Consider the following 14,400-nt stretch of genomic DNA (forward strand, 5'->3'; position numbering starts at 1 on the left):
GGGCGGGACCATGCGAGCCTTGCCCGAGTGGGTCAAGTTCCTTAAAACTACCGGTGAATTTATGTAGCGATTCCAGCCATGAAGACGATCCATTCGCATGCCGCTCTGGTCTATGTCATGGTGCTGGTCTCAGCCGCCGATGGCGCCATGCACGCCGACGAGCTGGTGATGATGGATGCGCTGATCCGCGATTTGCCTGCCTTCAAAGGCTTTGATCGCGATAAATTGCGCGCCACGGTGGAGGATTGCTCAGCCATTCTACAGGATAATGAAGGGCTTGAGGCCGTTTTGGGGCTGATCAACGAGGCGCTTTCCGATCCCTTGAAGGAAACCGCCTATTGGCTGGCGCTCGAAGTCGCGCTTTCGGACCGCAAGGTCGTGCTGGAAGAAATCCGGGTCATTGAGACCATCCGGCGCGCCCTTGGCATCGATAAACTGGTCGCCGCCGCGCTCGAGCGCGGGGCCCGTGCAAGGTATCAAACCGCGTGAAACGTCTCGTCCTCCTGCGGCACGCCAAGGCTGTTCCGCTAGAGGCGGAGCTGGAGGATCATGAGCGTGCCCTGGCCGAGAAGGGCCGGGACGATATCGCCCATGTCGCCGCGTATTTGAAAGCCGAGGGTGTGCTGCCGGATGTGGTCTTGTGCTCCTCGGCGGCGCGCACCCGCGAAACGCTCGAAATCGCGCTTGCGGCCTGGGGCTCCACGCCCTCAGTGCATGTTCTCGACGATCTTTACCTCGCCCGCTGGCTGACCATCGTTAACTTGATCCGTCAGGTGCGCGAGCCGGGTCAGACTCTGCTTGTGGTCGGGCATAATCCGGGGCTGGAGGAATGCGCCCGTCACCTGGCGCTGCCGCCGGGCGATTACCAGACCCGCAAGCTGCACCAGATTCTGCAAGGTGAATATCCCACTGCGACGGCCTGCGTTTTCCGATTCGAGATCGAGTCGTGGAGTGCGGTGGAACGGTCGGAAGGCGAGATCGAATACCTCATCCGCCCGCGGGATATTCCTGCGGCAAAGTGATCAAAAAACACGCAATTCCTGCGGCGTTCTGCGTCACATTCCGCGCATTATCCCGCTGGAATTAGGCTTTTCTTATCTATGCTCTTTGCGTGCCTATTTGTCCTTATTCGCGACGCAATCGGGAAATTCCTCTTTAAGTTTTTGCCGCTGTACTCCCGCACATGCTGGTCATGAAGGCCAGAGTAAGTGGGTAATACAGAAGGTAAGGGGATTTTCCGTGACTAAGTTCAAGAGCGTTGTGGCTGGCGTTGCCGCGTTGACGGCTTTCTCTATGGCAGCTCCTGCGGCTGGCCTCGCCGAGGCTTTCACCAAATGCGTCGACAAGTTCGCCAACCCGAAGACCGAAGCCACCGTCATGCTGGAATGCAATGCGGCTGACGGTAAAGTGTCCGACTGCAAGGTCGTGGAAAATTCCACCACCGTCGCCGGTTTCGACAAGGCGGCCATCTGCGTCGCGGACTCTCTGCCGATCGGTTCGAAGACGGGCACCATCCGCGTGCCGGTGAAGTTCAATCCGCGCGGCTAAGCTGCGCCGCTGGGTCGAGCGTTAAAACGAGCTTTGTGATGGGGCGGCGAAAGCCGCCTCATCTATTTTTGGCTGATGTCCGGATGTGCGCTGGCCCGCTCGGCGACAGCCAAAGTTTTCCAGCCGTAAGCGGTTTCCGGGCAAGCTTCGCCCATCAGTTTGGCGTTGCGTTCCGCCACCAGCTTGCCGCCCATGGCTTCATAGAAAAAGCGGGCGTGATTGCGAGCATGGGCCCATATCACGCAGGAACTCATGCCGTCCCGGCGCATCGTCCCGAACGCACCTTTCAGAAGCGCGCGCCCAACCCCTTGGCCAAAATAGGCGGGGTCGACATAGAGCGTGTAAACTTCCCCATCGAAGCCGAGCACCGTATCGCGCGAGGGTCCGAGGCTCGCCATGCCAATGATGCCATGATGGCTGTCGGCGACCAGCACCTTCTCGCGCGCCTGGGCGCGGATGGCGGCCAGCCAGCGTGCTGTTTGGCCCTTCGGCGTCATCGCGCGCAATAATCCATTCGGTAACACGCCAGGATAAGTGTCGTGCCAGGAGTCGATGTAGACCTGCGCGACATCGGCGGCATCATCCTGCCGCGCCTGCCGGATCTCGAGCGCCAAGTTGCTCATATCGAAAGCTTTGCGCGAAGTTGCGAAGCCCGCAAGAGATTAGCTCAGGTTTTTTGCGTATGTGTCTTTTGGAAAGCAGCTAGCGGAAATCTTATGTGGCCGTTTGGTTGGCACACATACGCTCGCCAGTACACGCAAAGGTCGCTCCTTGAGGGGTTTTGGCAGTCCGATTGCCGAGGCGCTAAGCGCCGCAAGTAGCTGATGCCTAAAGGGAAGGCGGATCAACCATCGTGCGGTTTTGCGTGCCGTCAGGGCTTTGACGCACTTTTCAAGTGCGCAAATCAGCGTACACTTGAATTATTCGCCGTCGAAGCCTGGTGGGTGCTTTGCGCGTTATGTGAACGGCGACAGTTGTTGGGAAGAAGGCGTTGAACAACGCTTGCATGCGCACACGCGCTCGCAGGCACTGACAGCGCACGACATGTGAAAGGATATTAATCGCGCGGTTAACCCTTGGAACAATTCTAGAATGAGGGAATAATCGCATCGGCTTACAAATACGCAGACACCGCTTCTGTCTCACGGCGGATGTGTCGTGAGGGTGCCGCGGAAGGAATGGAGAGTTGGTCTCGATGGGTACTCTCGATGTCTTCGACATCTTTTCTCGCGATTATCAACGCGAACGCGTTGAAGCCATGTCCTTGCGTGACTGGCTGCTTGCGGCACGCGACGACAAAATGCTGTACGCGACACCAGCAGAGCGCATGGTGGCCGCGCTTGGCGAACCAGAACTCGTAGATACAGCACAAGATCCGCGTCTCGGGCGGTTGTTCTTCAATCGCACGATCAAGCTCTACAAATCCTTTGAAGGCTTCTTCGGCATGGAAGACACGATCGAGAGGATCGTGGGCTACTTCAAACATGCTGCGCAAGGGCTCGAAGAAAAGCGCCAGATTCTCTATCTGCTCGGCCCCGTCGGTGGCGGTAAATCCTCGCTCGCCGAACGCCTCAAAGAGTTGATGGAGAAGTATCCAATCTATGTTTTGAAGGCGGGCGAGGAAATCAGCCCCGTCTTTGAATCTCCGCTCGGTCTTTTCCGCTCCGAAGAACTAAAGACGTTGCTCGAAGAAAAATACGGCATCGAAAAACATCGTCTCGGCGGGGTGATGAGCCCCTGGGCGATGAAGCGGCTGGACGAATTCGGCGGCGACATTTCGAAATTCGAAGTCGTGCGGATGTTTCCCTCCAAACTGCGCCAAATCGCGGTCGCGAAAACCGAGCCGGGCGACGAAAACAATCAGGACATCTCCTCGCTCACCGGCAAGGTCGATATCCGCAAGCTCGAGCATTTCAGCCAGAACGATCCGGATGCCTATTCCTTCTCGGGCGGTCTGTGCCGTGCCAATCAGGGCCTGCTTGAGTTCGTCGAAATGTTCAAGGCGCCGATCAAGGTCCTGCATCCGCTTTTGACGGCGACACAGGAAGGCAATTACGTCGGCACCGAAACGCTGGGCCCGATTCCGTTCTCGGGCATCATCCTGGCGCACTCCAACGAAGCCGAATGGACCGTCTTCAAGGCCAACCGCAACAACGAAGCCTTCCTCGACCGTATCTGCGTCATCACGGTTCCTTATTGCCTCAGGGTGCATGAGGAAACCCAGATCTATAAGAAGCTTCTGAAAGGCTCCGAGCTGAACGGTGCGCCGTGCGCGCCAGAAACCTTGGAGATGCTGGCGAAGTTCTGTGTCATGACCCGCCTCAAGGAGCATGACAATTCGAACCTCACCTCCAAGATGCGCGTCTATGATGGCGAGAAGCTGAAGGACACCGACCCCAAAGCCAAGACTTTGCAGGAATACAAGGATCAGGCCGGGGTGGATGAGGGCATGACGGGCATTTCCACCCGCTTTGCCTATAAGGCCCTGTCGGAGACCTTCAACTATGATGTCACGGAGGTCGCCGCCGATCCGGTGCATCTGATGCATGTGCTCGAGCAGTTCATCCGCCGCGAGCAATATGCCGACGACACCGAGAAGCGCTATCTGGAGTTCATCAAGGCAGAACTCTCGCCGCGCTACGCCGAGTTCATCGGCAAGGAAATTCAGAAAGCCTACCTGGAATCCTATGGTGAGTACGGCCAGAACCTATTCGACCGCTATATCTCCTATGCCGATGCCTGGATCGAAGATCAGGACTTCAAGGATGCCGATACCGGTCAGCTTCTGGATCGCGGCGCGCTCGACAACGAGCTCTCCAAGATCGAAAAGCCTGCGGGCATTGCCAATCCGAAGGACTTCCGCAACGAGGTGGTGAAATTCGCGCTGCGCTATCGCTCCCAGCACGAAGGCAAAAATCCGCAATGGACGGCCTACGAAAAAATCCGTTCCGTTATCGAAAAGCGGATGTTCACCCAGGTTGAAGACCTTCTGCCGGTGATCAGCTTCGAGTCCAAGAAGGACTCGGACACGCAGACCAAGCACAACGAATTCGTCAAGCGCATGCTGGCGCGCGGCTACACCGCCCGCCAAGTCCGCCGCCTGGTCGAATGGTACATGCGGGTGAACAAGGCTGGGTAAATTCCACATGATGTCATCCTGGCCAAGCGAACGTAGTGAGCGCGAGCCGGGACCCACTCAGACGTTGTGCAGACTTCCAAGTGGGTCCCGGGTCTACGCCAGCGTTCGCTGGCTTGCCCGGGATGACAGGGAATATTGAATGACCTATTTCATCGACCGGCGTCTTAATCCCAAAGGCAAGTCGCTTGGCAATCGCCAGCGCTTCTTGCGCCGTGCCAAGGCGCAAATCCGCGATGCGGTGCAGAAGTCGCTGAAAGACGCCGCCGTCGCCGATATCGGCAAAGAACGCAAGATCAAGATTTCCACCAAAGGCACCAGGGAGCCGCGTTTCCGTCTTGATCCGAAAGCTGCAGGCGAGCGCGATTTCGTGCTGCCGGGCAATAAGGAGTACATGCCCGGTGATGAAATCAAGAAGCCGCAAGGTGGCGCGGGCCAAGGCCGTGGCAAGGACGCCTCTGATAGCGGCGAGGGCGAAGACGATTTCGAATTCGTCATGAGCCAGGAAGAGGTGCTCGATATCTTCTTCGAAGACCTCGAACTGCCGAACCTGATCCGCACCTCACTCAAGGATACACAAAGCAAGGCCTGGAAGCGCGCCGGCATTACCACCGCAGGCTCTCCCTCGCAGATAAATCTCGTCCGTACGATGAGGAATGCCCAGGGCCGCCGTCTGGCCTTGCGCCGTCCCTCTCTGCGCGAAGTCGAGGAGATGGAAAAAGAGCTTGAGGCGCTGGAATGCCGCGAGCCGTCTGAAAGCCTGACCCTTGAAATCATCGCGTTGAAGGAAAAACTGGCCCGCGCCATTTCCAAGCGCAAATGGGTCGGCTTCATCGATCCGGTCGACGTGCGCTACAACTCCTATACCGAGCAGCCGATCCCGACCAGCCAGGCGGTGATGTTCTGCCTGATGGACGTGTCGGGCTCGATGGGTGAACGCGAAAAGGACCTCGCCAAGCGCTTTTACATGCTGCTGCATCTCTTCCTGCGCCGCCGTTATGACAAGGTGGATATCGTCTTCATCCGCCACACCCATGAAGCGCAAGAGGTGGATGAGCAGGAGTTCTTCTATTCGCGCCAATCGGGCGGCACGATCGTGTCTACCGCGCTCGACAAGATGCTGGAAATCCAGCGTGAGCGTTACACCACCTCCGATTGGAACATCTATGTCGCCCAGGCTTCGGATGGCTACACGCAAAGCGGCGATGCGCGGCGCTGTGTGGAAATGTTGAACGACGACGTGATGCCGCTATGTCAGTATTACGCCTATATCGAAATTCTCGATGAGCGGGAGATGGAAGTCTTCGCATCCGAGGATTCCGGTGCCGAACTCTGGCGCGCCTATCGCACCGTGGCCGAGGAATGGAAGAACTTCGCCACCAAGCGCATCTCCAAACCCGCCGACATTTTCCCGGTTTTCCGCGAGCTGTTCAAAAAGGCGGAGGTTTGAATGTCCAAGTTATTGTTTGAAGAAGCCGAATGGGATTTCGCCACGCTTGATCGCACCTTCAAGGCGATCGAAGATATCGCGCTCAATGATCTGAAGCTCGATGTCTATCCCAATCAGGTCGAAATCATCTCCTCCGAGCAGATGCTGGACGCCTATTCCTCCATGGGCATGCCGCTGATGTATAATCATTGGAGCTTCGGCAAGCTCTTCGCCCGTGAAGATGCGATGTATCGCGGCGGCTATTCCGGGCTTGCCTATGAGATCGTGATCAATTCCAGCCCCTGTATTTCCTATTTGCTGGAAGAAAACACCATGACGATGCAGGCGCTCGTCATCGCCCATGCCGCTTTCGGCCATAACCATTTCTTCAAGAACAACTACCTTTTCAAGCAATGGACCAATGCGGAAGGCATCCTGGATTATCTCGCCTTTGCCAAGCATTACATCTCGGCTTGCGAGGAACGTTATGGCCGTGATGAGGTGGAAAGCGTTCTCGACGCCGCCCACGCCTTGATGGAGCAGGGCGTCTTCCGTTATCGCCGCCCGCCTAAGCCTACTAAGGAGCGCATCCTCGAAAAGCGCCGCCTGCGCGCGGAATACGAAGCCGAAGCCTACAACGAACTTTGGCGCACATTGCCCGCGGGTATTGAGCCGCCGCATGCGCCGCCGACGCCGGTGGATGAAGATGCCTTCGATGGCGACATCAAGCTGCCGGAAGAAAACCTGCTCTATTTCATCGAGAAGAACGCGCCTGATCTGCGCGGCTGGCAGCGCGAGATCTTACGCATCGTGCGCAACATGGCACAGTATTTCTATCCCCAGCGCCAGACCAAGGTGATGAACGAGGGCTGTGCCACCTTCGTGCATTACACCATCATGAATATGATGTTCGACCGCGGTCTGATCAGCGAAAGCGCGCTTCTCGAATTCCTGCACAGCCACACTTCGGTGGTGTTCCAGCCCGAATTCGACGACCGGCGCTATAACGGCCTCAACCCTTATGCGCTTGGCTACGCCATGATGGACGACATCAAGCGCATCTGCCTGAACCCGACCGATGAGGATCGCGACTGGTTCCCGCATCTGGCGGGGTCAGGGGATTGGATGGGCGCGCTGAAAGACGCCTGGGCCAATTACCGCGATGAGAGTTTCATTGAGCAGTATCTCTCACCCAAGCTGATCCGCGATTTCCGGCTTTTCGCGCTGGCGGATAAGGCGGAGGACGGCGCTTATCATGTCGCGGCCATCCATAATGAGCAGGGCTATCGCAGGGTGCGCAGCTTACTTGCGCGGCAATACGATACCGGCATCGCCGATGCCAATATCCAAGTCATGGGCGCCGATCTCAAAGGAGATCGCACGCTATTCCTCGAGCACAAAATGCATCGCGGTGTGCCACTGCATCACGCCACCAAGGATCAGGTGGTCGCGCATATCGAGCGGCTCTGGGGGCACGAGGTCGTGCTCGAGGAAGTCGCTGAATAGGGTTTATGACGGCGTCTTGGCAGCCGGGGCGCTTTGCGCCGGAGCGGTCGCGACCTGATCTTCAACCTGGGCCGGGCCCGGGGGCACGAAGAGCGAGGTGTAGACGTAATAGCCGACGCCGAGGAACAGCACCAAAGTGAGGATGATGGCGCCGATCGACTTCACGGTTGAGGAGTAGCTTTCGTCCATTGCAAGTCTCCATCCTGGGCTGGGGCGGGGCTCATGAGAGGCCCCTCGTTAACCAGCCACAGTTGGAGCATATATCTGCCGCATTTGCGCCACAATGGGTTTTGTACGTTATACTGATTTAAGGGGTATGCGATTTGCGCATATCCTGGCTTCGAAAACCCCCGAAGGGGGGACGGCTTCTTTAGGAAGCCGGCCCTTCGGTCACGATGCCTTCGCCGTGGCGATCGACCTGCGACTGGCTCGTCGTGTCATAGGCAACCTGCGCGCGGGGGGCGTTCAGGGTGGATTCGAGGTAGGTGACCGCACCACCAAGAACCGCGACCGTAAGAAGAGCCGAACCGAAAAGCTGTTTAAGATTCATAGACATGACCCACTCCGTTTTTGTCTCCGTGGCGGTTCCCTTGAACCGCTCTCGTCCGGGACCTGCTAGAGATAGGGTCAGTCCGCCGCAGTACAATGATTCCAATGCTGCACCGCAACAGGGACCAGCTATGCGTGCGAAACATAGTTTCAGACCTTGAAAAAGGCCGAGGACCACCTAGTCATAACTTCGCAATAGCTAGGTGGCCATTACCTTGGCTTTTCTGGGCCCCGATTACCGTGGGGCCACCAGCTTGCCGAAGAACAGGCGCACCAGGAACAGCACCACCGCCGCGCCCAGCATCAGGGCGACATGCAGCATCCAGAACTGGCTATCGGGCATGGTGCCCAAAAGCCCGCCCAGGGGGCCGACGATCACGGTGTTGGCAAAGAAGAGGTGCAGATAATAGACCGCGATCATGGTGCCGCCGAGCCCTTTGGGCGCCGCGCGGGAGTAGAGTGCCAGGCCGACCGGCAGCACATTGGCAAAGCCAATATCGTTGATGACATGGAAGGCGACCGCCCAGCCGAGATGAACCGGGTGATGGGTCGTCGCCACCACGGCAGAGGCGCCCGCCAGGGCCAGCGGCGCGAAGGCGCTGAAGGTCACGCCGATGGCGATCTTGGTGATCTCATCCGGCTCGACGCGGTGCTTGCCATACCAGCGCCAGAAGGCGATGACGCCGATCATGCTGATGGAGCTGAAAAGGGCATCGAACGACATCATCCAGCCCGAAGGCACGGTGAAGCCGCCATAGGTCATCTGATAGTTGTTGCCGGACCAGACGAGATAGGCGTTGAAGATCTGCTGATTGCCGACGACCGAGAAAGCCAGCACCGGCACCAGCGCGACCAGCAGGATCACCGCGCCAAGATCGCGGCCCGAAAGCGGCTCTCGCACTTCTTTGACGGCGGATTTGACCCGCTCTTTCGGGAAGGTCTTGCGCCCGAAAAGATAGATCACCAGCCCTAAGAGCATGCCGATACCGGCGGCAATGAAGCCGAGATGCCAGTCCACCCGCTCGCCTAAGGTGGAGCAGATCAGCGGCGAGACGATCACCGCGAGCTGAATGCCCATGAAATAGATCTGAAAGCCATCAGCGCGGCGCTTGTCTTCCAGGCTGTAAAGATCGCCCACCTGCGCGGCGATATTGCCCTTGAAGCAGCCGACACCGGCCAAGAGGAAGGCGAGGCCGAACAGGAAGGTCTGATTGAAGGCGAGGCAGAAGGTGCCCGCCACCATCATCGCCGCGCCGATAGTCACAGTTGCGGTGCGCCCCAGCACGCGGTCTGCGAGCGGCCCGCCAATCAGCGGCGTGACATAGACAAGGCCCGCGTAAAGCTGCGAGGTGTAGGAGGCGTAGGCCATCTCGGATTTATGAAACAGCCACGGAATGGCGCCGATCAGATAATCCAGCGCGTGCTGGAAGGCGGCAAAGCCCCAGACTTGTTCGATATTGCCGGGCTGAAGCAGGTATTTGAAGAGATAGAGCGTCAGAAGCGCCTGCATGCCGTAATAGCAGAAGCGCTCCCAGAACTCTGAGGCCGCAAGCCAGCCCAATCCGATCGGATGACCAATAAACGCGCGATCGGAAGACGATTGTGGTGTCATGGCTGGCTTTTTCTAAATCCCCGCGCAATGTCGGAGAAACCGCCGCCCCTGACAAGTCTATAAAGTGAAACGCCCGGCCCAGGCTTTGCGCCCAGGCCGAGCGATTTACAGTTTATGCGAACATCCCGCCGGAGACTTCGATGCGCTGGCCGGTGATCCAGCCTGCATCGGAAAGGATGGCCGCCACCGCGCCGCCGATATCTTCGGGCAGGCCCGCGCGGCCCATCGCGGTCACGTTTGCGACAAAGCCGTTCAGCTCTTTGTTATCGCGCACGCGCCCGCCGCCGAAATCGGTCTCGATGGCGCCCGGTGCAATGGTGTTCACCGCGATACGCCGCGGGCCCAATTCCTTGGCAAGATAGCGCGTCAGTACTTCCACGCCGCCTTTCATCGCCGCATAGGCCGCGTAGCCGGGCAGGCTGAAACGGGCAAGCCCGCTTGAGAGATTCAAAATGCGCCCGCCATCTTCGATTTTCGGCAGCATCGTCTGGGTAAGGAAGAACACGCCTTTGAAATGGATGTTCATCATCTCATCGAACAAGGCTTCGCTGGTCTCGGCGATGCTGGCATGCATGCCGGTGCCCGCGTTGTTGATGAGAAAATCGAAGCGCTCGCGGCCGAACTCGCTTTTCAGCACTTCGCTGAGTTTCGTGGCGAAATCGGCAAAGCTTGTGACCTTACCGGTGTCGAGCTGCAGCATCACCGCTTTGCCGCCTTCGGCTTTCACCGCCTCCACCGTCGCTTCGGCTTCGGTCTTGTTGCTGTGATAGGTGCCGATGATCGATACGCCTTGGCGGGCGAGCGCGATGGCCATGGCCCGGCCAAGGCCGCGGCTGGCACCAGTGATAAGGGCGATTTTGGAAGTCTCGGACATGTAAGGCTCCTCGAATTGGCTTCGAGGGCGAAGATAGATATTCCAGAAATTCCAACAATCTGGCAAAATTCCGAAACACTATTTGGATTTTCAGAATAATGGACCGTCTGGAAGCGATGCAGATCTTCGCCCGTGTGGTGGAACGGACGAGCTTCTCCGTGGCTGCGCGCGATCTCAGCCTGCCGCCCTCCAAGGTGACCGAGGCCGTCAAGCAGCTTGAAACCCGCCTGGGCGTGCGCCTGATCGAGCGCACCACCCGCGCCATGCGCCCCACCCAAGATGGCGAAGCTTATTATCGCCGCTGCCGCGAAATCTTAAACGAGGTCGAAGATGCGGAAGGCGCCTTTCGCGGCGCCAAACCCAAAGGCGTGGTGCGGCTGGATGTGCAAGGCGCGCTGGCGCGGCGCTTTCTCTTCGATAGCCTGCCGGAATTCTTCGCCGCTTATCCCGGCATCGAACTCATCATTACCGAGACGGATCGCTTCGTCGATCCGTTGCGCGAAGGCATCGATTGCGTGCTGCGCGCAGGCCCGGTGCGCGATGGCGATTACGTTGCCCGCCCGCTGATGCAATTGCCTGAAGTGACCTGCTGCTCACCCGAGTACATCGCGCGCTATGGCATGCCCGAACGCTGGGATCGTTTAGAGGGCCATCGCATGGTGGGTTATCGCTCTTCGGCGACGGGCGCGGTCTTGCCGCTGGAATTCATGGTGGATGGCGAATTGAAAACCGTGATGCTGCCGTCCACGCTCACCGTCGATGGTGCTGAAAGCTACAGCCGCGCCGCCGCGCTGGGCCTCGGCCTTATCCAAGTGCCGCGCTATTCCAAGGAAGACGCGATTGCGCGCGGCGAGCTTGTTGCGGTCTTGGAAGACACCCCGCCATCACCCACACCGGCTTCGCTCCTCTACCCCTCCGGCCGTCTCCTCTCCCCGCGCGTGCGCGCGGTGATCGAATGGGTGACGGAAGAGTTTCGGTATGGGCAGTGAGGGGTGTCCGTCTGACTAATTTCCGCCGATTTCGGACACTGCGCATTTTACCCTCCCGGCTTTCCTGTCACACTGCCTGCATGACCCGCCGCATTGCCTTTATTGGTTATGATAAGATCACCAGCTTGGACCTGATCGGGCCGATGGAGGCTTTTGCCGTCGCCAATGAGTTTGGCGGGCGGCACGCCTATGAGCTCAGTGTTCTCAGCGCCAAGGGAGATGTCTTTCGCGGCGAGAATGGGGTGCGCTTTTGCGCCGATGCTGGTTTTGCTGCGGCCCCTGCCTTGGATACGCTGATTGTACCGGGCGGCTCAGGGCTGCGCGACACGGCTATCTCGGCTCCAGTGGTGGCATTCTTGAAGAAGCGGGCCGCGAATACGCGCCGGGTGGCGTCGATCTGCACCGGGCTTTTTGCCTTGGCCGAAGCGGGGCTGATGAAGAAGCGGCGCGCCACGACGCACTGGCGCTATGCGGCTCTGATTGCCCAGAGCTTTCCTGATATTCGCCTCGATGCTGATGCCATTTATGTGCGGGACGGAAAGTATTTTTCCTCGGCAGGTATTTCGGCGGGAATAGATTTGGCGCTGGCGCTGATCGCGGATGATCTAGGTGACAATGTTTCTCTCGCTGTGGCACGGGAGTTGGTGGTCTATTTCAGACGGCCGGGCGGACAGTCGCAATTTTCCGAGCCGCTGCAATTTCAAAGCCGCGGGCATGATCGCTTCTCCGACCTCACGGCCTGGATCGTGAGGAACCTTCATGCGGACCTTTCGGTTGAGGTGCTGGCCGCACGAGCTAGGCTTGGCGCACGTCATTTTTCACGGTTATTCGCTGCGCAATTCGGAATGCCGCCCGCCCGGTATATCGAACGCTTAAGGCTTGATGAGGCGCGCCAGCGCTTGTCGGCGACACGTCAAAGCATAGAGGCGGTATCGGTTGCGGTTGGATATGCCAGCCCTGATGCTTTCCGGCGTGCCTTCGAACGGCATTTTGGAGTTGGGCCGCTGTCCTATCGCAAAACCGTTGCCTTGAAACGGCGGGAATAGGGGCCGAAGGGCTCCTCAGTCATCCCTTGGGTTGAATGCATCGCTTGGCGCGTCCGAGCTTGCAGTTGCTTGTCTGAAAGAGAGGATAGGATGCGTAAGATAGTATTTCTTCTGCTCGCCGGGGCTGCGATAATCGCGCAATCTGGTGCACAATCCGCCAGCGCACTGCGTGCTCTGCCAGGCGCGGAAGCCGCGCTTGTTCAGAGCAACTGGTTTTGGGCGGGCGGCCAAATTCTGTCACTCGCGATTCCGGCTCTGGTTTTGTTTTCAGGTTTGGGCGCGCGGCTGCGGCACTGGGCAGCTTTCCTCGCACGGGGTAATTGGTATGGCACGATCACGCTGATGGCCGTGTTTTTTCTGGCCCTCAACGCAGTGCTGGTTCTGCCTTATGATGTTTGGCATCGCTATGCTGTGAGGTCGTCCTTTCCTGGGGCGGGTTGGTGGATCGGTGAGGGTATTGGGTTTCTGGTGCGCTGTGTCGCGGCCGCTTTGTTTTACTGGCTTCCCTATCTCTTGATTGCCCGCAGCCCTAAATACTGGTGGGCATATGCCGCTGCGGCTTCGATTCCGGCTACCTTTATCGCGCTTATTGTTTTGCCGGTTTGGGTCGATCCATTGACGACCTCCTATAAGCCGCTCGCCGATCAAAATCTCTATACCGAAATCGAGAGCATGTCGGCGCGTTGCAGGGTGGCGCACATTCCCGTTTTCGTGGGCGGCAACGATACCACCGTGGTTGGCCTCGGGCCGACGAGCCGCATCATTCTTGGAACGGATTTGCTGCGCGGCCCTAAGGATCAGCTGATTTTTACCGTCGGTCACGAGCTCAAACATTATCTTCTGGGCGACAACTACAAGAGTATTTTGGTGATCTTTGCCATTCTGCTGCTCGGCTTTTATCTCACCCATGTGCTTGGCAACGCTTTGATCGCCCGCTTTCACGCCCGCTTCGGTTTTTCCGAACTCTCCGACCCGGCATCTTTGCCGCTCGGGATTTTCATCCTCACGCTCTCATGGCTTTGCGCTTTGCCGCTGTTCAACGCCTATGGCCGCCATATTGAGTTCGAAGCCGATCGGTTCGGGCTGGAGCTGACCCACGAAAACCATGGTCTCGCCCAGTTGGAGCTGGATGCCATCTCTATGGGCGATGTGCCCGATTGGGGCCCTTTTTTCCGCATCTTCCGGGCGACCCATCCTACCGACGGCGAACGCATCCGCTTCGCCAATAGCTATAGGCCATGGGCGCGCGGCGAAAGGCCGGTTTACGCGGATGTGTGTAAGCAGCCGCCTGCGCAATAATGGAAGATCAGTTAAGAGGGGGCGAGGGAGCGTCCCCTCCTATAGCTCTCACTCTCAATCCTTTCCGCCGTCTGTCGCAAAGCTTAAATCCCCCTCCGACACTTGAAGATCGCGCTTCCGCTTCCCACCTCAAATAAAGCTGTTTGAAAGATGGAGTGGCTTGGCAACACAAGCGGAAGGCGGGCCTTCGCGGGGCGCGTGATCCGCAGACGCGCGACATATACAGGGCTTTGATGCGTGCTCGCGCACGTTCTTGTCCTGCTCGGGAGGCATTGATGTGAAGAGCAGAGACGACGCGGCTTGTGGGAAGGTGAAGGTGTCCGTTGAGCGCACACACGCTCGCTGCTCGCCATAGCCTTCAGGGGGCACCCATCAAAGCGGACTGGCTACGCGGAATGTTACGCGAAACCGA

The 14,400-nt window shown here is 58.2% G+C and carries 14 protein-coding genes; 9 read left to right on the plus strand and 5 right to left on the minus strand.

Features of this window, described 5'->3' with window-relative positions:
* Window positions 1-78 precede the first annotated feature (78 nt).
* From FHS83_RS11785 to FHS83_RS11795, 3 genes are all read left to right on the plus strand, one after another.
* Entirely contained in the window at window positions 79-489 is a 411-nt protein-coding gene (locus FHS83_RS11785) for a tellurite resistance TerB family protein (RefSeq protein ID WP_167083152.1), read from the plus strand.
* Window positions 486-1,022 (plus strand): histidine phosphatase family protein, encoded by a 537-nt coding sequence (locus tag FHS83_RS11790; protein WP_167083153.1) that lies wholly within the window; start codon window positions 486-488, stop codon window positions 1,020-1,022. Before FHS83_RS11785 ends, FHS83_RS11790 begins: the two co-directional genes overlap by 4 nt.
* Before the next feature lie 217 nt (window positions 1,023-1,239).
* Window positions 1,240-1,548 (plus strand): energy transducer TonB family protein, encoded by a 309-nt coding sequence (locus FHS83_RS11795; RefSeq protein ID WP_167083154.1) that lies wholly within the window; start codon window positions 1,240-1,242, stop codon window positions 1,546-1,548.
* 62 nt (window positions 1,549-1,610) lie between these two features.
* On the opposite strand, the gene FHS83_RS11800 is transcribed toward FHS83_RS11795, so the two are convergent.
* Window positions 1,611-2,171: a GNAT family N-acetyltransferase gene (locus tag FHS83_RS11800; protein WP_167083155.1), complete on the minus strand. Its 561-nt coding sequence runs from the start codon at window positions 2,169-2,171 to the stop codon at window positions 1,611-1,613.
* A gap of 572 nt (window positions 2,172-2,743) precedes the next feature.
* Between FHS83_RS11800 and FHS83_RS11805 the strand changes: the two genes are divergently transcribed.
* The 3 genes from FHS83_RS11805 (at window position 2,744) to FHS83_RS11815 (ending at window position 7,619) form a co-directional block, all read left to right on the plus strand.
* Window positions 2,744-4,687 carry a PrkA family serine protein kinase gene (locus FHS83_RS11805; protein ID WP_167083156.1) on the plus strand — a complete coding sequence of 648 codons (1,944 nt, stop codon included), beginning with the start codon at window positions 2,744-2,746 and terminating at the stop codon, window positions 4,685-4,687.
* Window positions 4,688-4,826: 139 nt separating this feature from the next.
* Entirely contained in the window at window positions 4,827-6,134 is a 1,308-nt protein-coding gene (locus FHS83_RS11810; protein WP_167083157.1) for a YeaH/YhbH family protein, read from the plus strand.
* A complete protein-coding gene (locus FHS83_RS11815; protein WP_167083158.1) occupies window positions 6,135-7,619 on the plus strand; it encodes a SpoVR family protein in 1,485 nt (494 codons plus the stop codon).
* A 3-nt stretch (window positions 7,620-7,622) separates the two neighbouring features.
* Here FHS83_RS11815 and FHS83_RS11820 read toward each other — a convergent pair whose 3' ends face one another.
* The 4 genes from FHS83_RS11820 to FHS83_RS11835 form a co-directional block, all read right to left on the minus strand.
* Window positions 7,623-7,808: a hypothetical protein gene (locus FHS83_RS11820; RefSeq protein WP_167083159.1), complete on the minus strand. Its 186-nt coding sequence runs from the start codon at window positions 7,806-7,808 to the stop codon at window positions 7,623-7,625.
* 181 nt (window positions 7,809-7,989) lie between these two features.
* Complete coding sequence (locus FHS83_RS11825) at window positions 7,990-8,175, minus strand: hypothetical protein (protein ID WP_167083160.1); 186 nt, start codon at window positions 8,173-8,175, stop codon at window positions 7,990-7,992.
* Window positions 8,176-8,403: 228 nt separating this feature from the next.
* Window positions 8,404-9,780: a peptide MFS transporter gene (locus FHS83_RS11830; RefSeq protein ID WP_167083161.1), complete on the minus strand. Its 1,377-nt coding sequence runs from the start codon at window positions 9,778-9,780 to the stop codon at window positions 8,404-8,406.
* A 112-nt stretch (window positions 9,781-9,892) separates the two neighbouring features.
* Entirely contained in the window at window positions 9,893-10,654 is a 762-nt protein-coding gene (locus tag FHS83_RS11835; protein ID WP_167083162.1) for an SDR family NAD(P)-dependent oxidoreductase, read from the minus strand.
* Between the two features lie 98 nt (window positions 10,655-10,752).
* Here FHS83_RS11835 and FHS83_RS11840 point away from each other — a divergent pair, with 98 nt between their 5' ends.
* The 3 genes from FHS83_RS11840 (at window position 10,753) to FHS83_RS11850 (ending at window position 13,988) form a co-directional block, all read left to right on the plus strand.
* Window positions 10,753-11,643: a LysR family transcriptional regulator gene (locus tag FHS83_RS11840; protein WP_167083163.1), complete on the plus strand. Its 891-nt coding sequence runs from the start codon at window positions 10,753-10,755 to the stop codon at window positions 11,641-11,643.
* A gap of 80 nt (window positions 11,644-11,723) precedes the next feature.
* Complete coding sequence (locus tag FHS83_RS11845; RefSeq protein WP_167083164.1) at window positions 11,724-12,689, plus strand: GlxA family transcriptional regulator; 966 nt, start codon at window positions 11,724-11,726, stop codon at window positions 12,687-12,689.
* Between the two features lie 90 nt (window positions 12,690-12,779).
* Window positions 12,780-13,988 (plus strand): M48 family metalloprotease, encoded by a 1,209-nt coding sequence (locus FHS83_RS11850; RefSeq protein ID WP_167083165.1) that lies wholly within the window; start codon window positions 12,780-12,782, stop codon window positions 13,986-13,988.
* Window positions 13,989-14,400 lie beyond the last annotated feature (412 nt).

Source organism: Rhizomicrobium palustre (genome assembly GCF_011761565.1).
GTDB classification, from domain to species: domain Bacteria; phylum Pseudomonadota; class Alphaproteobacteria; order Micropepsales; family Micropepsaceae; genus Rhizomicrobium; species Rhizomicrobium palustre.